This window comes from Dysgonomonas sp. 25 (genome assembly GCF_010501075.1).
Lineage (GTDB): Bacteria > Bacteroidota > Bacteroidia > Bacteroidales > Dysgonomonadaceae > Dysgonomonas.
This window is the reverse complement of the sequence record NZ_QVMN01000001.1, coordinates 98,031-117,814: the sequence shown is the minus strand read 5'-3', so window position 1 is coordinate 117,814 and position 19,784 is coordinate 98,031. Positions and strand designations below refer to the sequence as shown.

Sequence of the window (19,784 nt, the reverse complement as noted above, 5' to 3'; positions counted from 1 at the left end):
TATTTTACAGATTAATCCATACATTTTAATGTAGCATAAGCGAACTCAATAGATTCTATCAATACAGAACTCTTCTCCGAATCGAGTGCATCTACCTCCCATTTTACCGGGAAAGCATTCGTACATTCCCATTTATTGACAGGAGTAGTGCGGCTTTCTGTCCTTATAACTTTCCCCTTTTCCTGAATATCTACAGATTCAACATACAGTAGGGTTATCTGAATCGTTCTGGTCAATGGAAATGTACGTCCTTCGATATTATAAAAAGAGCCCTTTTCCAGTATTTCACTTATCCATTTCACAACATTATTATTGGTTATAGGCATAAGAGCTCTTTTCAGCACCAAATTTCCATGCTTGATTTGTTTCGGAAGGCGGTGTTCATATTCATTGACACCACCCTCCTGTATGGTTTCCAACTCCATTTCGGCAGATAAACCCGATACTTCTTTGAATGCAATTTCATCGGTACCGATATTCACCTGAAAATAAAAGGATAATGGAATCTTCCAACCTGTGTCTATTGTATCAGTCATTATTTTTTATTCTCAATAGTCAATCCTTCATGGGCAACTTCAAGCGTTTCTACTGCTACTTCATTACCATCCGATTTCATATCCGTTCCTGTAATTTTCGTAGGCCATGCATTTTTGAGAGTCCATACCATTGTGGGATTTCCTTCTTCATCCAATAATTTGATAGTCATTGGCTGACGTTCGATGGTATTCATTTTTATTTTATTGAACCAGTCCCAGAATTTATTGTCTCCCTTGAATATCCCTTTTTTCAACGTCACATTTCCGTATTTCTTAATTCCAGGCATCTTGATTGTCGAGAATTCAGGACTATTACCATGACGATACTCTATTATCTGTGCTTCCACATCTAATCCCGAAACTTCCTGAAAGGTGGCTTCCGCTAAATCTGCAACTTCTACTGTAAAGTAAAACTTCGGCAAAGGCCATACATTATCTTGTGCTTCTCCTGCCATGATTTTTGCATTTTAGATTAATATTTGTTGTTAGCTTTTTTGCATTTGCTGTTGGAATGTAAATTCAATGAACTCAGCCGGACGGGTAATGGCAACCAATACTGTTATACGCATTATGCCTTCCAATATATCTTCGGGCGTCATCGTTTCTCCCAATCCTACATGTACACTGTAAGCATCTTCAGGCACAGCACCTGCCAATCCGCCACGTTTCCATATACCATTGAGGAAATTGGATATCATGCTCTTTACATTAATCCAAGTATTGGCTTCATTCGGGTCAAAGACGTATGCACGAGCGGCATTTTTCACCGATTCCTGCAACATAATCATTGTCCGCCTTACGTTGATATATCTCCAATCGAGGGAATTTCCATCCAATGTACGCGCTCCCCACACTTTTATGCCTTCTCCTGTGAATGTGCGAATAGCATTGACCGACTTTCCACTTAACGGCACATTCAAATCTTCTTGTTCTTCGTGCGAAATATTGACAGCAGGACTGATTGCAGTTGCAATTCCTACATTTGCAGGAGCTTTCCAAACACCTTTGGTATTATCGACCATTGTGTACACACCTGCCATAGCCGCCGATACAGGAAGGAGATTCAATACAGTCCGCATTTCTTTCATTATATCTCTGTATAATGGGCTTAATTGGGATAATACTTTATGAAGAGTACTTCGTTCTAAATCTGTAAGTCCTTCCTTTAATCCATCAATATATGCTTCTATCTGGGCTTTCTTATCTTCATCATACGAAGTCAACTCCAATTCTTCTTTGAGAAGAGTCTGCAAATTAGCCATATCGAGATTCTCGAAATCCAACTCGCTTTCTTGCACAATAGATGTATTGATCCAAGGATAATAGGCTGCCCCGAAGTCAAGAAATTCGCTGCCTATATTTTCTCTGAATTGATTGACGACATCACCGTCCGCATCTTTTCGGTCTTTATATCCGTTGTGGACATCAAGTATGGCAAAGCGGTTTTTCATTTCGTATCCGCAATGCTGCAATGCTGCAACTTGTAATGCATAGCAATTTTCTGCTTCGAGAACTACAGCTTCGGGCATAATTACCATTGTTGGCTCTTGTTCTTTGACTAAAGGTGCTATACCTTGCTCCAATTTTTCTTTCTCAATATCTGTCGTATAGTCACCAACCGACACGATGTAGCATGGTCCGCCTCCGTTTGCATAGAAAAGTAACATACTGTAATACAGTATATATTTATCCGTACGATTTAGTGTGTAATTTTTTCCGTTAAAGGTAATAGCCGGAGCATTTGCATCCTCCGCCAGTTCAAATTTAGGCTTTGGAGCCTCACCGAAATATGCTCTGAATTCTGCCATAGAGGTTATTCGCCATGGTTTATTCAGCAACGATTTATTTCCATTCATTGCTTTCTCGGTATAGCCTATAAAAGCAGGGACTGCTGTAGCTACTTCAACGACCGAATTGGGGAATGCATTTTTTTCTACAATATACACTCCGGGTGTTTTCATTGTACTCATGACTTAATTTTAAGTTATTGATTTATATATAATAATATGTCGTGACTGTATCAGAGGGACTTGAGATTGATGTTTCGTCCGGTCGTGGAAATGGGAGATTATTAGACAGAATACGCTCTCCATCGCTCCTTATTTCAACCAGTTGAAACATATAATTTCCATAGGCTTTTTTCATTTTCAATTTATCAATCGAAGTGATACGAAATCCTTTTCCTAATGATAAATCTTCCAAGACCTTGGGTTCTGTAAACTTTATTTGCTGCCGTTTTTCCTCCACTCTGATTTGTATATTATCTTTTTGATATCTGTTTATAATTACATATTCCAAATACTTTGATTTTGAATTGAATGATACATGAATATCCGGCATACTCTGTTGAATAGGGATAATCAATTCGATCCATTTATTTATTTCAGAACTACTTTTCAGTTCGTAGTTATTTGTTTGCAGATTATCTTCAATAATATCCGTGACATAGTAAAGAGTCATATCCTCCGGCCTCAATTCGAAATGTAGATTAACTGTATCTTCATTTTCTATCTCTAAAGATTTAACAAAGAATATCCATTGATTGACATTCATTCTCCGACAAAGAATATCATATTGTTTAAATAAGGAAGTTGTTTCATGTAATATATGCAATTGTACAGGGCAAGGTTCTGTTCCATAGTATTCATGCTCTATAGTTAATGAAAACCAGATTCTATATTTTTCAGAACTGCTCATATCGTTATATCTTTTCTGTTAATCACTCTTCGAAGCTGTTTTACTTCTTCGGAATTCACTTTCAACGTTCTTATTTCACATAAGATAGGCGGATAGTAACTACCTCCCATGAAGCTCCATAGATTTGATGATTCATTGAAAGATAAGTTTACAGGCTCTATGGAAAAACTTATGGATGATTGTGGGATGCCTATCGTATTATTGGATTGCCCTACATTGCTCAATGGTTGTATACAAACAATATCCTCATTCAGGTTGAATGTTGTTTTCAAAAAATCTGACAACAATGACGACAAATATGATAGTATTGTATACATTAAGTCTTTTTTATGTCAATTTTGGACTTGACAGTTTTTGAATCTTTTGTTTATGGATATTAAACTTAATACCATATAACGAAATTTTATTTCGCCATTAATTAAATTTCGGTTGTGGATATTTTTATTTTATCTATGATGTCTCTCAACAAGAAGTGATCGTCTTGGGATAATTTACCTTTCGTTAATATCAACAATCGTTGCAAAAAAAGTAGTTCTTTAGAGGAAAAGTGTAATGGAAATAATTGATAATCACGATCTGTATAATAATAAGCTTTTACTCGTTGATTATATTCTATCGGAGCAAAGTACCCAAGAAATGAATCATTTTTCATTGCGAATATATCCATTTGAATAGTACGTTGAGTAATATTACATCTCAAACGTCGTTGGCAAGTAGAAACAATATCCATGGTTTTCACATACTCATTTCTATGTAACAGACTGTCAATAAGGCAATATCGAGCTAAAGCATATTTATTTTGGGCCATTTGATAATTAGTTTAAGGTATTTTTACAATCTATAACTAACAAAAAGAAGGAGCTATAAATTTGGTCTAATACTATTTTCTGTATTTATCAAAAATAGTTCTTTTTAAATCAAATATCATATTTTTTATATTAAATATGCTTTGAAACAGATTTTATTATGAAAAAGCCCAATACTGATATACTAACAAAAGAAGATATTAAAAAAATATCTCCATGATTGTTAGCAATTCCAATTAATAGAAAAGGTTCTCTATTAGCTAATAATATAGATTTATATATCACTATCCTTCCCTATACAATACCTTTCCTTCGCCAACCTAAACTTCCAAGCCATGAAGTCTACAAGTGATTGTGGGGAAAGGATTTTGATGGTATCGGCATATCCGAAGAATTCACGTTGCAGTTCTTGGTTAATGACTACATGTAATTCGAATGTTTTGGAGCCATCTTCATGTTCTTTGATTAATGTTTGGCTCTTGTGAAAGGGTTTGGTTTGGACATAGGGGGCATTTGGTGCGTCTACCCAAAATCGGATGGTTTCGGCTTTCATGCCTATGTTTTTGGTGACTCCGACCAGGTCATCAAAGAAGGTTTGGGGGTCGAAAAGAGCGTTTTCGATATATTTTTCTTTTTCGGCTATTTCTATATGGTGTATTCTATCTAGTGCGAGGTTTATCAGGTTGCCTTTTCTTCTTCCAAATACGAACCAGCGGTTGCGATATTCCTTTAGCAAATAAGGATAAAATAAAAAAGTGCTGGCAGAACGAGCTTTGAATGAACGGTATTTTAAGTTTAAGACTTGTTTGTTGACAATGGCATGGTAAATAGTATCGAGATAGTCTAATCCTTTCAGGCTTTCATTCTTTTCGAAATCAATAACAGGTATTGTTTTTTGCTTGGCTGAGGTGACATGGTCTTCTAAGCGGCTGACTATATCTCCCATGCCTGAAAAGTAAGAGAATCCTTTAAATTGGCGAAGGACTTCTACTGCTTCGGACATGGTTTTGAGGTCTTGTTCGGATAAGGGGGTGTTGGTTATGCTGTAATCTTCGTCTTCGTATTTGTAATATTTATTGTCATATACTACGATGGGGGCATTATAGCCTAATTTTTCGCTGCGCATCATCTGGATGTCCATTTGGACGGTGCGTTTGCTGATGCCTTTGTCTATGCCTTCGTATTCGTAGAGGGCATCGGAGCAGGCGTCTATGAGGTCGTCGAGGGTCCATTGTCGGTATTTGTTGCGCAGACAGGTGTCTATGGTTTTATATCGTATTAGGGCGTTGCGGTTAACGGGCATGGTATCAATTATTAGGGGTTACAAATTTTTCGCCATCAAATTTTGATTTGAAAACGACGGCCGGATTTTGTTCGTCTTTCTGCGAATCATATTCTACTGAAAAATAGGTATAATTATGTTCTTTCAGATAGGTTTCATATGTTTCATCTTCATCCTTGTAAGGTAGAAAATCAATATAAATGGAAAGTATATTTTCTTCATCATCGAAGGTTATATCGCTATTGCACAGATAAAAGGCATATTTGCCATTAAATACAGGCTTGAATTGAGCTGTATCTTTACTGAAATCTATTGCAAAAACGGAATAGCCCCGACATATTCCTGATCCGGGAGAAGCACCGATACAGAGGTATAGTTCATTTTTTAATTGGTGAAATTCGTAAAAATAGGTTTCTGCTTCTATATTATATATCAAGGGTTTGTCTTTTGTATGTTTTATTATGATTGAATGAGGTATCCAGCCTGCTGATCCGCCGCAATGGTAGCCTACAATCAGTGTTTCGAACTGATTATTTTCAGTTTTTACGTGTTCTATCAACGGAAAGTCTTCTATTTTGAAGTTTGTAAATCCTTCTGATTTGAGATATTTTGTTATATCTGTGGCAACTACGCTTGATAAGCTATCCGGATCAAAATCTGCCCAATTGCCTTCATAAAGGGTTTGTGGGTAATGTGATAATAGCTCTAATTTTTTATTTATGGAGTCTTTGAAGGCTTCATAGCTATTCTGCGCATAGCTATTAGAAAAGCTCATTAGTACGAAAAAAAATAGAAAGATAATCTTCTTCATAGTCATTCTTTTTTCAAAAATAGCAAAAATATTTTTATCTACGCAAAAACATTGCGCATCCACTATCTTTCTTTGTGTAATAATTAATAACTGCTCTTGTTTTGAAAGAGAAACTTGCAAATAAAACAAGGCATTGCAGAGCAAGTTTCAAGAGGTTCGAATCCTCGGTGCTATTGGGAAGCATCTCCTTTATTTAGGTGGCATCAGATTGTAACTCTGACAAGAAGAAAAGAAAAACAGAACAAATTGTTCAAATCAGGCTGAAGCTTGTAAATCGGAGGATACCGTAAGATAATATTCTTACTCAATTAAATTTCCCTTCTGCCTGATGTTTTTCTTTTTGAATTAAGAAACAAGACTAAAAATAGATATGATTATGGGAATTTTCAGAAAAACATTTCAAGTAAAAGCAAATACCGAAGGATATTTGTTTAGAAAAAATGTATTTGAAGGTAAGCTTGAAGCCGGAATACATAAGATTCGTGATTGGGGCAATGAAGTTGAAGTTGTGACACTTCCATTGACAAGCAAATTATTGAATATCGTCAATCAGGAAGTACTTACAAAAGATAATATTGCTTTTAGGTTTTCTTTCTATCTTATATACAAGATTGCGGAAGGAGAAAAGTTTTTGAAACATTTTACGCTCGACCGTCCTATGAATTTTATAATAAACGAAGCCGAACAACATATTTGGACAATAGCTCAACTTCATGCTAAAAACATAATTGCAAATTATGATAGCGAAGAGTTAAACGAAAAACGTTCTGAATTGAGCGGATTGAGGAAAGAAGAACTCAACAGGCAGTTTGCTGAATATGGTATTGAAATAGAAGAATTGGAAGTGAAAGACTTAACTTTTCCTAAGTCGATACAAGATTTGTTTTCGAAACATTTGGAAGCCAAGATACGTGCCAAATCTGATTTGGAAAATGCAAGAACAGCTGTTGCTACTGCCCGAACACTGAAAAATGCTTCGGAATTGATGAAGGGTGATGAGAATATTCGCTTTTTTCAACTATTGGAAACTATATCTAAAATCGCAGAAAAAGGAAAACATACTTTCATGATTGGGGATTTAAACCAGATTGCCCAAATTAAAAAATAGACAACTATGATAGAATTAAAAGGAAAATATAACCAAGACTGTAAAATATTCTTGGAAGAAGTTGAAGAAGGAGCTATTGAGTTAGTCCAAAACATACTGAATCATGAAATATCGGAAGGGGTACAAGTTCGTATCATGCCTGATACCCATGTCGGGAAAGGAATTGTTATCGGCTTCACCATGCCGATGACTACTATGGTAAACCCTAACTATATTGGAGTAGACATTGGCTGTTCTGTTACAAGCTATAAATTAAATAAGCGTTTTGAGAGTGAAGATTTGCCTCGAATCGATAAAGTAATCCGAAAAGCAGTTCCGATGGGCCATGCTATCCGAAAGGGTAAGGATTTCAATTATTGGTGGGTGGATGAATATTTTCAGATAGTCACTCAGAATGTGAATAACTTTCAAAATGAATGGAATAAGCGTTTCTCCGATAATAAAGAAGCAATAATTATTGATAGAGAGTACATCGTTGAGCTTTGTAAGAAAATCGGTACAGGGGAACGAATGTTTTATAATTCGGTTGGTTCGCTTGGCGGGGGAAATCATTTTATCGAAATCGGGGAATCGGCAAAGGATGGTTCTCATTACCTGACTATTCATTCGGGTTCACGAAACTTCGGATTAAAGGTTTGCAACTACCATGCAAAAAAGATGACTGCTGCCAAATTCAGGCCGCAGGAGTATCACGACGAATTTAAGTATATCACACAAAATACTATTCCAACATCCGATATTCCGATAAAGTTGGAGGAGTTGAATGAGCGTTATGGTGTTGGTAAAAAGGAACTGTTATTGAAAGATGACGATATGTATGAATATCTTGTGGATATGGTGATTGCCCAAACTTATGCGGAGTTTAATCATCGGGCTATGGCTCATTCTATATTTGTGGGGTTGCGAGATGTGGAAGCTGTTGATATGGTTCATTCTATGCATAATTTCATTGATACGCGCGATTGGATTATCCGCAAAGGGGCAATACGTGCTTATAAGGGTGAAAGGATGATTATTCCGTTCAATATGCGTGACGGGTTGTTGATTTGTGAGGGAAAAAGCAATGCGGATTGGAATTGTTCTGCTCCACACGGCGCGGGAAGAATATTGGCTCGTAATCAGGCTTTCAAGACGCTGGATATGGATGTGTTCAAGAGTGAGATGGAGGGGATTTATTCTACTTCGGTGTGTAAGTCTACACTGGATGAAGCTCCTATGGCATATAAAGACAAAGATGTGATTATAAACGCTATTCAGGATACAGCTACCATTCTTGATACTGTAAAACCGATATTGAATATTAAAGCGAATTAGGTATTTACAGAGAGGGTTCAGAAAATAAAAACACATATTTTTTGAACCCTTTTTCTGATATGATAACTTTCAAAACTTGAGATCTCCAATTTTTATATATCTTTGACTACATACTGTGTAAAAACACTAAAAATGGAACAATATGAAAAAGATAATATTGTCAATCATACTCCTATCTTGTTTTCTTTTTGCCAATGCCACAGAACAAGTTCCGGATCAATTACTGCTTAACGATAAAAAACTTTCCCTATATACAGGCTGGGGACATCCATCTCCATTAGAGACTTACTTTCAACAAAAGGATATCAAATCACCATTTGCTATGCTTAGTACTGCCAATTACAGAGGACATATCGCAACATGGGAAATCAAGGATAACAAGTTTTTTCTTAAAGAAATAAAGGTTAGAAATGATGTATATAAACCTGAAAAATACGATATAAAATCCAAATCGGATACAACTATTCTGGACGGGAAAGTTTTTGCGGATTGGTTCTGTGGTGTTTTACAATGTTTTACTGATAAAGATTCCTATTATTTCTATATCAGATATGGAGAGGTTATTGACGAACAAGTTATCACAAAGAAGGATTATAAGAAGATACAAAATATTACGGAAAAAGATACAACTAATCATGAGTTGATGCGCAAATATTCAATGCTTTATCTTAATCAGAATTACATTGCTTATTATTTCAGACTATCAAGTGAGGACCAAATAACCAACGGGGATAAAAGCGGGCGCTTTATTACCCGACAAGGATTCAGTCCTATTTTGGGACATTTTGGAAATGATCATATGAAATGGCCTTATAACTGGGAGAATTTTGAGAAAAGTGGTGCTCCCAATTGTAAATGGATTATCGATGAGAATAAAGTATATCTGACAAGTGTTGGCTTACGGACTGGTACCGGTTTCTATGAAGTTAACCGATTTGATATACCATTAGATGAATTATTTTCATCAGAGTCTGACACTAACAGAATTTATGCAAATTGGTTAACAGGAATCTATATGATACAACATGGAGAAGAAAAGGAAGACACTCTCCTTCCTGGCTTTACCGAGTTTAAGATAGACAGTATAACTTATATGAAGATTATTGCAGGATTGATAGTTGAAGAATATACTGTCTCTGCTGATTATTTAAGGAATGGTATTCCGGAAGACGCTGAATCCGGATTAAAAAAGATGTTGGAAGAACTACAATAAAATGAGAATTATCTCATTTTTGGAATTGAAGCCTCTTTTGTGATACGAACTCTTGTCCTAAAAACAAAAATCCCTGTAAACGTCTAATTTACAGGGATAATCTACATTTTTCTTTTTCTATCAGTGGAGCTGGAGGGAACGATACCCTAAATATATCCAACTGATATTCAAATCATTGAATTATACCATTATTAGGCTGTCAGCGATTTTGCCCTTGCATTATTTCAACGTATCGCTTCTTTATTCGTATCCATAAAGATACAAAATTAATACCTAAACGAAAACTAAACGCATAATACATAGTAAATATAAAATAACAATCCCACAATAACGTTTCATATATTAAACAAAATATGTATATTTGCATTAAATATGAATCGTAATGAAAAAGACAAATGCGATATTGTTACCCAAACTTGTACAGCTCTTAGCCGGTATGGGCGAAAATATAAAGCTGGCCCGTTTGCGGAGAAAGCTGACTGCTGAGCAAGTTTCCGAACGCGCAGGGATATCCCGTTCTACGCTTTGGCAGGTGGAAAAAGGGGAATCAAGTGTTTCAATGGGCATTTATGCTCAAGTGCTATTTGTGCTTGGATTAGAAAAAGATTTGTCTCAAATTGCATCAAATGACATATTAGGACGTAAATTACAAGATGCAGAGTTACTTGTTGGCAAACGTGCTCCAAAGAATAAAAAATCGACACAATGAAGAACCAGAAGAAAGAGATATTTGTTTATGCTGATTGGCTTGAGTTAAATGGGCCTCAGTTAATGGGTAAATTGATTGTAGATTACTTAAGAGGTAAAGAGATTTTTTCTTTTGAATATAATAACGATTGGCTAAATTCAGGTAATGTTCAAATGTTAGATCCTGATTTAGCACTTTTCTCAGGAATGCAATATTTGAGAGATGAAAAATCAAATTTTGGATTATTTCTTGATTCATCTCCTGATAGATGGGGGCGAGTTCTAATGAAACGACGTGAAGCAATACTAGCTAAGGCTGAAAAAAGACCGGTAAACCCTCTTTTTGAATCGGATTTTTTACTCGGCGTATATGATTTACACCGAATGGGTGCTTTGCGTTTCAAGATAGATGAAGATGGTATGTTCTTAGACGACAATAAGGATTATTCTGCCCCTCCCTGGACTTCAATACGGGAATTGGAACATGCCAGCCTTGAGTTAGAGAAGAATATAGAAAAAGATAATCCCGAAATATTAAGATGGTTGAATATGCTAATGGCTCCGGGCTCTTCATTAGGAGGTGCCAGACCAAAGGCTAGTATTCAAAATACAGATGGCTCCCTTTGGATTGCAAAATTTCCAAGCAATAACGATGATAAAAATACAGGGGCTTGGGAAATGGTCGCAAGTGAATTAGCTAGAAAATCCGGAATTAATATGGCCGAAAGTGTTGTAAAAAAATACAACAGTAAATACCACACCTATTTGACAAAGCGTTTTGACAGGACAAATGAAGGGAAAAGAATTCATTTTGCATCTGCTATGACCTTGCTCGGATATACTGATGGAGCTGATTCTCAAGATGGAGTAAGTTATCTTGAGTTAGTTGAATTTATTATTCAGCATGGAGCTAATGTAAAAGAAGATTTGATTGAACTATTTAAGCGTATTGTCTTTTCAATAGCTGTGAGCAATACGGACGACCACCTAAGAAATCATGGGTTTATTTTGACAAAATCAGGCTGGGTATTATCTCCGGCCTATGATATCAACCCCAATCCTTATGGGACAGGATTGAAACTCAATATATCGGAAGATGATAATTCGTTGGATTTTGATTTGGTATTGAGCGTTGCAAAGTATTTCAGATTATCGAATGAGGAAGCAGAAAAAATAATTACAACTATAAAAGGAATCGTTTCCAATTGGAAAGATGTTGCAATAAAATATCAAATACCAAATTCGGGACAAGATATGATGAAATCCGCATTTAGATACTGATAGGGTGATTCATTAATTTCATCTATATTAATGAAGCTTATTGTTCTATATCCTTTTCATACCTTTCCTTTGCCAGCCTAAACTTCCAAGCCATGAAGTCTACGAGTGATTGTGGGGAAAGGATCTTGATGGTATCAGCATATCCGAAGAATTCACGTTGCAGTTCTTGATTGATAACTACATGTAATTCGAATGTTTTGGAGCCGTCCTTGTGTTCTTCAATTAATGTCTGGCTCTTGTGAAAGGGTTTGGTTTGGACATAGGGGGCGTTTGGTGCGTCTACCCAAAATCGGACGGTTTCGGCTTTCATGCCTATATTTTTGGTGACTCCGACTAGGTCATCGAAGAAGGTTTGGGGGTCGAAAAGGTGGTTTTCGATATATTTTTCTTTTTCGGCTATTTCTATATGGTGTATTCTATCTAGTGCGAGGTTTATCAGGTTGCCTTTTCTTTGTCCGAATACAAACCAGCGGTTGCGATATTCTTTCAAGAGGTATGGGTAAAAGATAAAGGTGTTGGCTGATCGGGCTTTGAAGGAGCGGTATTTTATGTTCAGGGTTTGTTGGTTTACAATGGCGTGGTAAATAGTATCGAGATAGTCTAATCCTTTCAGGCTTTCATTCTTTTCGAAGTCAATAACGGGTATTGTTTTTTGCTTGGCTGAGGTGACGTGGTCTTCTAAGCGGCTGACTATATCTCCCATGCCTGAGAAGTAGGAGAATCCTTTAAATTGGCGAAGGACTTCTACTGCTTCGGACATGGTTTTGAGGTCTTGTTCGGATAAGGGGGTATTGGTTATGCTGTAATCTTCGTCTTCGTATTTGTAATATTTATTGTCATATACTACGATGGGGGCATTGTAGCCTAATTTTTCGCTTCGCATCATCTGGATGTCCATTTGGACGGTGCGTTTGCTGATACCTTTGTCTATGCCTTCGTATTCGTAGAGGGCATCGGAGCAGGCGTCTATGAGGTCTTCGAGTGTCCATTGTCTGTATTTGTTACGCAGGCAGGTGTCTATGGTTTTATATCTTATCAGGGCATTGCGGTTGACGGGCATGGTATTACATTTAGTATGTTTAAAATACTGTAAGGTTTAATTCTTTACGGTCTGTATATTTCGGAAATTTGAAAGCGGGCATAGATAAAGCCATTCCTGCATGTATAGTGCCTTCGATATTTAATAATTTTGCTAATTTTCTTTTCTTATCCATATCAATGGCAATACATACATATCCTGTATAAAACTGTGATACTCCTAAACTTTCTGCCATAAGTGAAGCGTTTTGATAGGCTAAGTTAGCATCTTGTCTCCCGAAGTTACTTGTACTTGGTGTATGGATAAGTAAAACAGCTTTTGCCCCTCTTAATATAGCATCTGTTCCACTCCTATGTTTTGAGATAACGGCATTTAATTGAGGAACAGCTTCTTTTGCTCCCGGAACTATCAGATTAATGAAAGGGTTGATAAATGGATTCGTTATCTTTTTTACTGTAGCTTCGAATGTATTTATTGTTATCTCTGCTATTTGTTTTAATAATTCAGGGTTTGTAACGAGGGTAAAACTCACTTCTTGTCCGTTGCTTGCTGTTGGAGCAAGATGTGCCGCATCTACAATCTGATGTAGATATTCTTTGGGAACCGGTGATGAAAGGAATGCCCTGTTGGAGCGTCTGGCTCTACATAGTTCCATTACCTGATCGGGAGTTGGCAGTATATCTCTGTTCAGAGTATGTACTTTGTGTACAGGGAATTCTGAATGAATAACCGAATCGGTAGGACATATTGCTACACAGTGTCCACAGGCTATACATGTTTGAATATTTCTTAGTCCTATTTCATCTTTTGGGCTTTCTTGTGTCAGAATATAGGCAGGACATACTTTTACACATTTACCGCATTTTATACAGGTCTCTTTGTCAATATCTATTGTTATCATTCCGATCTTAGTTTTTAGTCAATCTTATATTATTTTTCAAAAGTATGAAAAATAATTTCAATTACGCAAAAAAGCTGCGCAACACATATATTTCTTTGTAGCATTAAACAAAAGAATTATGAAAGAGATAATACAAGATAAACTAACAGAAATAGAGAAAGAGCATGGAATAAAGATACTTTATTCGTGCGAATCGGGCAGTCGTGCATGGGGATTCCCTTCGCCTGACAGCGATTACGATGTACGGTTCATATATAAACGTAGCTTTGATGAACATTTGACTATACAAAGTAGAAAAGAGCATCTATCTTTTCCGATAAACGATGAATTGGATATATATGGCTGGGATATATCGAAAGTATTGCAATTGATAACTAAATCGAACACAACTCCTTTCGAGTGGTTGCAATCGCCTGTCATATACAGAGATGATAAAAAGTTTAAGGACGAATTATGGCAATTCTGCCAAAGTTATTTTTGTCCGAGAAGCAATATACATCATTATCTGGGTATAGCAAAGGGTGCATTGGGAACGATACAAGATGAAGACATCAAGATAAAAAAAATGTTTTATGTGCTTCGTCCTTTGCTTGCGGCTTTATGGTGTGTAGAACGCAAGGCAATAGCGCCTATGAGCATATATCCTCTGATGGATTTATTATCTGATGACTTACGTGAAAAGGTTTTATCTTTGATAGATTTGAAATCAACAGCTTCCGAAAGTTATTTGATAAAGATAGATGCAAATTTAAAGGAATGGATAGATAGGACTTATGATTATTGCCTAATATCATCACAAGATATGGAACGAAAATCTTTTGATAAAGAAAAGGCTGATATATTTTTTAGAAAAATGATATTGAAATGACTATACAAGAAATAAAGGATAAAGGATTACTACTTTTCGAATGTATAAGCGGCAGCAAAGCATATGGATTGAATACTCCTCAATCGGATACAGACTTGAAAGGTGTATTTTATCTGCCTAAAGAGCAATTTTATGGATTGGAATATATCCCTCAGGTGAGTAATGAAACTAATGATGAGGTTTATTATGAATTGGGACGTTTTGTTGAGCTGCTTTGCAAAAACAATCCGAATATATTGGAATTACTGGCTTCGCCCGATGAATGTATATTGTACAAGCATCCATTGATGGATAAGCTACTACATATAGATATATTCCTGTCAAAATTATGTAAAGATACTTTTGCAGGATATGCTTTGACGCAGATACGAAAAGCAAGGGGTTATAAAAAGAAGGTGGTAAACCCTATAGAAAAGGAACGTAAAAGCGTTTTGGACTTTTGTTATATCATGGATAACTTTCAATCTGTTCCTGTAAAGGAATGGCTTGATAAGAACGGATTAAAACAAGAATTATGCGGATTGAGTTCTATTCCTCATGCCAAAGGTATGTATGCTCTATTCTATGATGTGGATAATAAATTTGGCTATCATGGTATAGCTGTGAAAGATACCGCAAATGAGGTTTCGTTATCCTCTATACCTAAAGGTGAACAGGCAGTAGCTTATTTATTTTGGAATATGGAAGCTTATTCATTGTATTGCAAGGAGTATAAGGAGTATTGGGATTGGGTAGCGGAACGGAATGATGTACGTTATCAGACTAATTTGAATCATGGAAAGAATTATGATTCAAAGAATATGATGCATACGATACGTCTTTTGCAGGTTGCTGAGGAAATATTGCGTGATGGGAGATTGAATGTAAAGCGTCCAAACAGAAAAGAATTGCTGAATATAAAATCGGGCAATATGGATTATGATGATTTGTTGGCTATGGCTGATAGGTTAATGGAAAATATAGAATCGTATTATTTGACATCTTCATTGCCTGATGCTCCCGATAAGGAAAGGGCAGAAAAAGTATTGGTAAAAATGAGGGAGGAGTTATATGAATTGTATAGTAAGCATTCGGTCTCGGTCATCTTTTACAAGATTTATATAGGTTTTACCTTTGCATAGGTGAGAGTTAACGGTAATTTAACGAGCAATCAGTTTATGCAAATTTGACATCAATTGTATGAAAACCTATATATCATATCTTCGTCAAAGTACTATAAAACAACAGATCAGCGGACTTGGTATTGAAGCTCAGCGAGAGATTATAAATACATACGTGAAGGATAACTCAAAAATTCTCAAAGAGTATTTAGAAACGGAAACAGGTAAAAATAATCATCGTCCTAAATTAGCAGAAGCATTAGAACAATGTAGACAAACCGGTTCTATTCTAATTTGTGCCAAATTGGATCGTCTCTCCCGCAATGTAGCATTTACCAGTCGGCTGTTAGAAAGCGATGTTGAGATTGTTTTCTGCGATTTTCCCAAAGCCAATCGATTAATCCTGCATATCATTAGTTCAATTGCAGAGTATGAAGCCAACCTGATCTCTGAGCGTACCAAACAATCATTGAGGGCAAAGAAAGATAAGGGCATAAAGTTGGGCAAACCAGAGAATCTGTTAAATAATCATGCACGGGCAATAGCTAATAGTATCAAAACTAATAAAGCAAAAGCTTTAGCTAATGAAAATAACAAACGCGCCTTGGCTCTTATTATAATGATGAAAAAGGAGAACAAAACTTATTTGCAGATTACTTATGCACTCAACCGACAGGGATTCAAGACCAGTAGAGGGTATCGTTTCACGACCTCTCAAGTATGGCGATTATATAAACGACATATGGATATGCTTAAATGATTTAATTTTCGGATCGATTAATCAAAGACTGTGGTCTCCACTTTCCGGGAAGCAGTTCATCGAGTTCTTGTATGGAGTGGTCTTGTATTCTATTTAGTACATCTGTTAGCCAAAGACTCGGGTTTATCCCGCATATTTTGCATGTACCCAGTAAAGAGTAGATCATAGCAGTTCTTTCAGCAGATTGGTGATTTGAACAAAATAAATAGTTCTTGCGTCCTAATGCCAAAGGCCTTACCGCATTTTCAGCCAGATTATTGTCAATACGATACCTTCCGTCAAGCACATAACGGGCTAATCGCTGATATATACCATAAGTGTACGACATTGCTTTGCCAATCTTGGAAGATGGTAATACCTGAGGATAGTTTTTATCGATCCATTTCTCAAAATCACGTAGGATAGGATAAGCCTTTTCCTTACGCAATGCCTCTATTTGCCCCTTAGTAAAATTATTATCTGTGGCTCTTTGTTCCAATTGATAAAGCTTGCCGATTTGCTCAAGTGCATATTCAGCCCGTGGGGGATCATTGCCTAATGCCTGTTCAAATTTTCTGCGGGCATGCGCCCAGCACCCCAATAAGAGAACATCCTGTTTCTTTTCATATATATCATAGGCTCCATAACCATCGCTTTGCACTGTTCCTTTAAAATCTTTGAGTAAATCGACAACTACATATTGTGCTCGGGAACCTTTGTCGTAGTGAAAAAATAATTGCTCGTTTTCAGGAGAGCGTACCACCCAATGATAGCCCTTACGGGTAGCTCCGGGTTTATCTTTATCCAATACCGGAATCGTAGTCTCATCCACTTGGATATAATCACTACCCAGAACATTTTTTTTCAACTGCTTATAAAGTGGCTCTAATAAATTAATGGATGAAGCACTCCAGTCATTTACTGTCGATGCGGCTAAATGGACTCCGCTTCGTTTAAACATCTCCAGTTGACGATAGTAAGGTTGATGATCTTGGTATTTACTAATCAATAGGTTTGCCAGTAAGGATGCTCCGGCATTACTTCTTGGCAGAGGTAAAGATGGGAGTTCCGCCATAATAATACCGATCCCTCCGGGTAAAGCATATTTTTTACGGATAATCTCACGCACATAAAGTTGTCCGGGGATGTATTCTAAAATCTCGGTTACTTCCTGACCTATGCATTTAGCCCCTTCAGGTAAAGAGCACGGTTCAATCACTTCGCGGCGACGTTCTAAATGTTCGGGTAGAGGTTTGCGTACAGGGTGCCTTTTCACAGGAAGACCGCCGCTATCTCGGGCGGATAAGTTCCTTTTAGCAACCCCATTCAAATAGTTTTTTTCTTCTTCAAGTTGGACTAAGCCATAAAAATCAAGGCTTAACTGATTAGGATCTTCTTTTATATAACGTTCCGAGGAACGCCCAAATAAAGTCCGGCGCAGATAAAGTAATTCATCTCCAAGTTTTGTTAATTTGGTTTGCAATCCGTCAATATCGGATTGTAGTTTATCTACATTAGATTGCAACTGGTTGTTATCAGATCGCAGGAATGTATTTTTAAGCTCTAACTCCCGGTTTCGAAGGAGGGCTTCTTGTAATTTCCGTTCCAATTCCTGCATCTTTTCCATATGTTAAAGATACGCAAAATGGAGGATGTACACAAGCTTTAAAGCCTTTATTTATGCGGTTTTATGTGGAATATTATATCTCTTTTTACGAATAATTCGATTTAATGAAACACCTTCTACCATAAGCACTAAATCACACCAAGATAAGTGATAATGCCCTGTTGATTGATTCAGTTTAGGGATACTTATCCGTCCATGCTCCAAACGCTTATGATATAAAACAAGGCCTCCTCTTTCCCAATGTAAAAGCTTTATACGAGTACGGGATCTATTGATAAATACAAAGACTTCCCCACTCAAAGGATCACGGCCCATTGTATTCCTGACTATACCACATAAACGATCAAAGCCACCTCGCATATCTACTGCTACCGAACACAGGTAGTAGGTAAGAGAATCGTTCAGATTAAACACTGTTTACTAATATAATTTGATTAAGTCTACCAGTTGGGGCTGTATTCTTGGAATATACGCGAAGTGTAACTCCATTGGGATATGTAATCTCTATAGTAAAACTTTCTTCAGGCTCTACTAAATTTGCCTCCTCTGGTGGGGTTACTGTTATCGGGTGAAATGTTGTCGGTTCAAATTCTTCCTCTGCCAGCATATTATGCTCTTCCATATAACGCTTACGCCATGAATAGAACTGATTATCACTCCAACCTACTTGCCTATAAAAATCACATGGCATTAATCCACTTTTAAAATATTGCTCTATTATCGGATAGGCCTGACGTTTAGATAGCCTGGTACCAGGAAGTTGTCTCGTTTGTTTTTTCTTTTGCATAAACTGATTGCTCGTTAAATTACCGTTAACTCTCACCTATGCAAAGGTAAAACCTATATAAATCTTGTAAAAGATGACCGAGACCGAATGCTTACAATAGATTTACGGTCTTTGCCAATAGCTTTTTCTGTGGAAGAGTTCCAAACATCAGGATTAACTGTCAAGTTAATGGAGACCTCGATTCGTACTTTGTTAACCGTTACCTTTAATTGTACAGGTACTTCTCCATTTTTTGTAACTCTACTCCTTTTCACAAAAAACAAAATTTTAAATGTTCTTTTCATACTTTAAAACAGTTAAATTGTTAATAATAAAAGTACGAACAAGAAGCAAATACATCCAAACAATGGGATTCTATTTCTGTGATTTACAATAAAATACATCATTTATCGCTGACAAATCGCTGACAAAAGATTCGAAAATAAACTGTCAGCGATTTTGCACGTAAAAATGGGTAGAAATCGCTATTTTTAACCACCGGCTTAAAAACAAAAATCCCTGTAAACGTCTAATTTACAGGGATAATCTACATTTTTCTTTTTCTATCAGTGGAGCTGGAGGGATTCGAACCCTCGTCCAAACAAGGAACTAACCTGCTTTCTACATGCTTATCTTCGCCTTTGGTTGTCGGGAACAGGCAAGACCGAAGCCACCAACCTGAACCTTAGCTTCTTTATTTCAGATAGAAGCCGAAGCATCCCCTATCCTATCTCCGATTTACCTACACCACTGAACCGGTACGCTTCGAAGCCACAGCTTCCGAGTGATGTCTTGTCCATGTCCTTGACACGGATTAAGCTATATCTACTATAATTCGATTAAGCAGCAAGAGCGTAATTATTTTCGCCAGTTAAAATTTTGACGTCTGAGATTATAGTGCCAGCCGACTACGCACTGCATGCTTACAAATCACTTCATCTCGCTGTCAAAACCAGTCAACCCCAAAAGTGTTCGTCTAAGATACAAAGATAGCAATTTTATAAGAAAA

Annotated in this window: 22 protein-coding genes and 1 other RNA gene; 8 read left to right on the top strand and 15 right to left on the bottom strand. The window is 36.7% G+C overall.

From position 1 onward, the window contains the following. Window positions 1–11: 11 nt before the first annotated feature. The 8 genes from D0T66_RS00485 to D0T66_RS00450 form a co-directional block, all read right to left on the bottom strand. On the bottom strand, window positions 12–536 hold the full coding sequence (locus D0T66_RS00485; protein ID WP_163355070.1) for a phage tail protein: 525 nt from the start codon (window positions 534–536) through the stop codon (window positions 12–14). After that, a complete protein-coding gene (locus tag D0T66_RS00480) occupies window positions 536–991 on the bottom strand; it encodes a phage tail protein (protein WP_163355069.1) in 456 nt (151 codons plus the stop codon). The genes D0T66_RS00485 and D0T66_RS00480 overlap by 1 nt, the downstream gene beginning before the upstream one ends. Window positions 992–1,021: 30 nt before the next feature. Then, entirely contained in the window at window positions 1,022–2,506 is a 1,485-nt protein-coding gene (locus D0T66_RS00475; protein ID WP_163355068.1) for a phage tail sheath C-terminal domain-containing protein, read from the bottom strand. 22 nt (window positions 2,507–2,528) lie between these two features. Next, window positions 2,529–3,233, bottom strand: a complete 705-nt coding sequence (locus D0T66_RS00470; protein ID WP_163355067.1) for a hypothetical protein — start codon at window positions 3,231–3,233, stop codon at window positions 2,529–2,531. After that, window positions 3,230–3,550, bottom strand: a complete 321-nt coding sequence (locus tag D0T66_RS00465; RefSeq protein WP_163355066.1) for a Pvc16 family protein — start codon at window positions 3,548–3,550, stop codon at window positions 3,230–3,232. Before D0T66_RS00465 ends, D0T66_RS00470 begins: the two co-directional genes overlap by 4 nt. A gap of 101 nt (window positions 3,551–3,651) precedes the next feature. Next, a complete protein-coding gene (locus D0T66_RS00460) occupies window positions 3,652–4,041 on the bottom strand; it encodes a hypothetical protein (RefSeq protein ID WP_163355065.1) in 390 nt (129 codons plus the stop codon). Between the two features lie 272 nt (window positions 4,042–4,313). Then, window positions 4,314–5,342, bottom strand: coding sequence for a YafY family protein (locus tag D0T66_RS00455; protein WP_163355064.1), 1,029 nt, complete (start codon window positions 5,340–5,342; stop codon window positions 4,314–4,316). A gap of 4 nt (window positions 5,343–5,346) precedes the next feature. Continuing rightward, entirely contained in the window at window positions 5,347–6,276 is a 930-nt protein-coding gene (locus D0T66_RS00450) for a hypothetical protein (RefSeq protein ID WP_163355063.1), read from the bottom strand. A gap of 232 nt (window positions 6,277–6,508) precedes the next feature. On the opposite strand from D0T66_RS00450, the gene D0T66_RS00445 reads away from it, so the two are divergent. From D0T66_RS00445 to D0T66_RS00425, 5 genes are all read left to right on the top strand, one after another. Beyond that, entirely contained in the window at window positions 6,509–7,240 is a 732-nt protein-coding gene (locus tag D0T66_RS00445) for a slipin family protein (RefSeq protein ID WP_163355062.1), read from the top strand. 6 nt (window positions 7,241–7,246) lie between these two features. Further along, entirely contained in the window at window positions 7,247–8,554 is a 1,308-nt protein-coding gene (locus D0T66_RS00440) for an RtcB family protein (RefSeq protein ID WP_163355061.1), read from the top strand. Window positions 8,555–8,696: 142 nt separating this feature from the next. Beyond that, window positions 8,697–9,767: a hypothetical protein gene (locus D0T66_RS00435; RefSeq protein ID WP_163355060.1), complete on the top strand. Its 1,071-nt coding sequence runs from the start codon at window positions 8,697–8,699 to the stop codon at window positions 9,765–9,767. 382 nt (window positions 9,768–10,149) lie between these two features. Further along, on the top strand, window positions 10,150–10,476 hold the full coding sequence (locus tag D0T66_RS00430; protein ID WP_163355059.1) for a helix-turn-helix domain-containing protein: 327 nt from the start codon (window positions 10,150–10,152) through the stop codon (window positions 10,474–10,476). Beyond that, window positions 10,473–11,735 (top strand): type II toxin-antitoxin system HipA family toxin, encoded by a 1,263-nt coding sequence (locus tag D0T66_RS00425; protein WP_163355058.1) that lies wholly within the window; start codon window positions 10,473–10,475, stop codon window positions 11,733–11,735. The genes D0T66_RS00430 and D0T66_RS00425 overlap by 4 nt, the downstream gene beginning before the upstream one ends. A gap of 37 nt (window positions 11,736–11,772) precedes the next feature. On the opposite strand, the gene D0T66_RS00420 is transcribed toward D0T66_RS00425, so the two are convergent. Both D0T66_RS00420 and D0T66_RS00415 read right to left on the bottom strand, forming a co-directional pair. Then, on the bottom strand, window positions 11,773–12,795 hold the full coding sequence (locus D0T66_RS00420; RefSeq protein ID WP_163355057.1) for a YafY family protein: 1,023 nt from the start codon (window positions 12,793–12,795) through the stop codon (window positions 11,773–11,775). Window positions 12,796–12,814: 19 nt separating this feature from the next. Further along, complete coding sequence (locus D0T66_RS00415; RefSeq protein WP_163355505.1) at window positions 12,815–13,672, bottom strand: nitroreductase family protein; 858 nt, start codon at window positions 13,670–13,672, stop codon at window positions 12,815–12,817. Window positions 13,673–13,793: 121 nt separating this feature from the next. Between D0T66_RS00415 and D0T66_RS00410 the strand changes: the two genes are divergently transcribed. The 3 genes from D0T66_RS00410 to D0T66_RS00400 are packed head-to-tail and all read left to right on the top strand — an operon-like array spanning window position 13,794 to window position 16,403. Next, the gene (locus D0T66_RS00410) at window positions 13,794–14,543 is read left to right on the top strand and encodes a nucleotidyltransferase domain-containing protein (RefSeq protein WP_163355056.1); all 750 of its coding nucleotides are present in this window, start codon (window positions 13,794–13,796) and stop codon (window positions 14,541–14,543) included. Then, on the top strand, window positions 14,540–15,664 hold the full coding sequence (locus D0T66_RS00405; protein WP_163355055.1) for a DNA polymerase beta superfamily protein: 1,125 nt from the start codon (window positions 14,540–14,542) through the stop codon (window positions 15,662–15,664). Before D0T66_RS00410 ends, D0T66_RS00405 begins: the two co-directional genes overlap by 4 nt. A gap of 58 nt (window positions 15,665–15,722) precedes the next feature. Then, window positions 15,723–16,403 (top strand): recombinase family protein, encoded by a 681-nt coding sequence (locus D0T66_RS00400; protein WP_163355054.1) that lies wholly within the window; start codon window positions 15,723–15,725, stop codon window positions 16,401–16,403. A 1-nt stretch (window position 16,404) separates the two neighbouring features. Here D0T66_RS00400 and D0T66_RS00395 read toward each other — a convergent pair whose 3' ends face one another. From D0T66_RS00395 to ssrA, 5 genes are all read right to left on the bottom strand, one after another. Beyond that, the gene (locus tag D0T66_RS00395; RefSeq protein WP_163355053.1) at window positions 16,405–18,009 is read right to left on the bottom strand and encodes an IS66 family transposase; all 1,605 of its coding nucleotides are present in this window, start codon (window positions 18,007–18,009) and stop codon (window positions 16,405–16,407) included. Window positions 18,010–18,060: 51 nt separating this feature from the next. Continuing rightward, a complete protein-coding gene (gene tnpB / locus D0T66_RS00390; protein ID WP_370520749.1) occupies window positions 18,061–18,423 on the bottom strand; it encodes an IS66 family insertion sequence element accessory protein TnpB in 363 nt (120 codons plus the stop codon). Next, window positions 18,416–18,796: a hypothetical protein gene (locus D0T66_RS00385; RefSeq protein WP_163355052.1), complete on the bottom strand. Its 381-nt coding sequence runs from the start codon at window positions 18,794–18,796 to the stop codon at window positions 18,416–18,418. Before D0T66_RS00385 ends, tnpB begins: the two co-directional genes overlap by 8 nt. Before the next feature lie 53 nt (window positions 18,797–18,849). Continuing rightward, window positions 18,850–19,080, bottom strand: a complete 231-nt coding sequence (locus D0T66_RS16410) for an Arm DNA-binding domain-containing protein (protein ID WP_163355051.1) — start codon at window positions 19,078–19,080, stop codon at window positions 18,850–18,852. A gap of 262 nt (window positions 19,081–19,342) precedes the next feature. Beyond that, window positions 19,343–19,739, bottom strand: a transfer-messenger RNA (tmRNA) gene (ssrA, locus tag D0T66_RS00375). Between the last annotated feature and the right edge of the window lie 45 nt (window positions 19,740–19,784).

Coding starts and splice junctions, on each gene's coding strand:
- D0T66_RS00460 (WP_163355065.1), bottom strand. CDS start 4,041: ATGGCCCAAAATAAATATGCTTTAGCTCGATATTGCCTTATTGACAGT.
- D0T66_RS00410 (WP_163355056.1), top strand. CDS start 13,794: ATGAAAGAGATAATACAAGATAAACTAACAGAAATAGAGAAAGAGCAT.
- D0T66_RS00465 (WP_163355066.1), bottom strand. CDS start 3,550: ATGTATACAATACTATCATATTTGTCGTCATTGTTGTCAGATTTTTTG.
- D0T66_RS00425 (WP_163355058.1), top strand. CDS start 10,473: ATGAAGAACCAGAAGAAAGAGATATTTGTTTATGCTGATTGGCTTGAG.
- D0T66_RS00475 (WP_163355068.1), bottom strand. CDS start 2,506: ATGAGTACAATGAAAACACCCGGAGTGTATATTGTAGAAAAAAATGCA.
- D0T66_RS00385 (WP_163355052.1), bottom strand. CDS start 18,796: ATGCAAAAGAAAAAACAAACGAGACAACTTCCTGGTACCAGGCTATCT.
- D0T66_RS00470 (WP_163355067.1), bottom strand. CDS start 3,233: ATGAGCAGTTCTGAAAAATATAGAATCTGGTTTTCATTAACTATAGAG.
- D0T66_RS00435 (WP_163355060.1), top strand. CDS start 8,697: ATGAAAAAGATAATATTGTCAATCATACTCCTATCTTGTTTTCTTTTT.
- D0T66_RS00405 (WP_163355055.1), top strand. CDS start 14,540: ATGACTATACAAGAAATAAAGGATAAAGGATTACTACTTTTCGAATGT.
- D0T66_RS16410 (WP_163355051.1), bottom strand. CDS start 19,080: ATGAAAAGAACATTTAAAATTTTGTTTTTTGTGAAAAGGAGTAGAGTT.
- D0T66_RS00400 (WP_163355054.1), top strand. CDS start 15,723: ATGAAAACCTATATATCATATCTTCGTCAAAGTACTATAAAACAACAG.
- D0T66_RS00445 (WP_163355062.1), top strand. CDS start 6,509: ATGGGAATTTTCAGAAAAACATTTCAAGTAAAAGCAAATACCGAAGGA.
- D0T66_RS00420 (WP_163355057.1), bottom strand. CDS start 12,795: ATGCCCGTCAACCGCAATGCCCTGATAAGATATAAAACCATAGACACC.
- D0T66_RS00430 (WP_163355059.1), top strand. CDS start 10,150: ATGAAAAAGACAAATGCGATATTGTTACCCAAACTTGTACAGCTCTTA.
- D0T66_RS00395 (WP_163355053.1), bottom strand. CDS start 18,009: ATGGAAAAGATGCAGGAATTGGAACGGAAATTACAAGAAGCCCTCCTT.
- D0T66_RS00485 (WP_163355070.1), bottom strand. CDS start 536: ATGACTGATACAATAGACACAGGTTGGAAGATTCCATTATCCTTTTAT.
- D0T66_RS00455 (WP_163355064.1), bottom strand. CDS start 5,342: ATGCCCGTTAACCGCAACGCCCTAATACGATATAAAACCATAGACACC.
- D0T66_RS00480 (WP_163355069.1), bottom strand. CDS start 991: ATGGCAGGAGAAGCACAAGATAATGTATGGCCTTTGCCGAAGTTTTAC.
- D0T66_RS00440 (WP_163355061.1), top strand. CDS start 7,247: ATGATAGAATTAAAAGGAAAATATAACCAAGACTGTAAAATATTCTTG.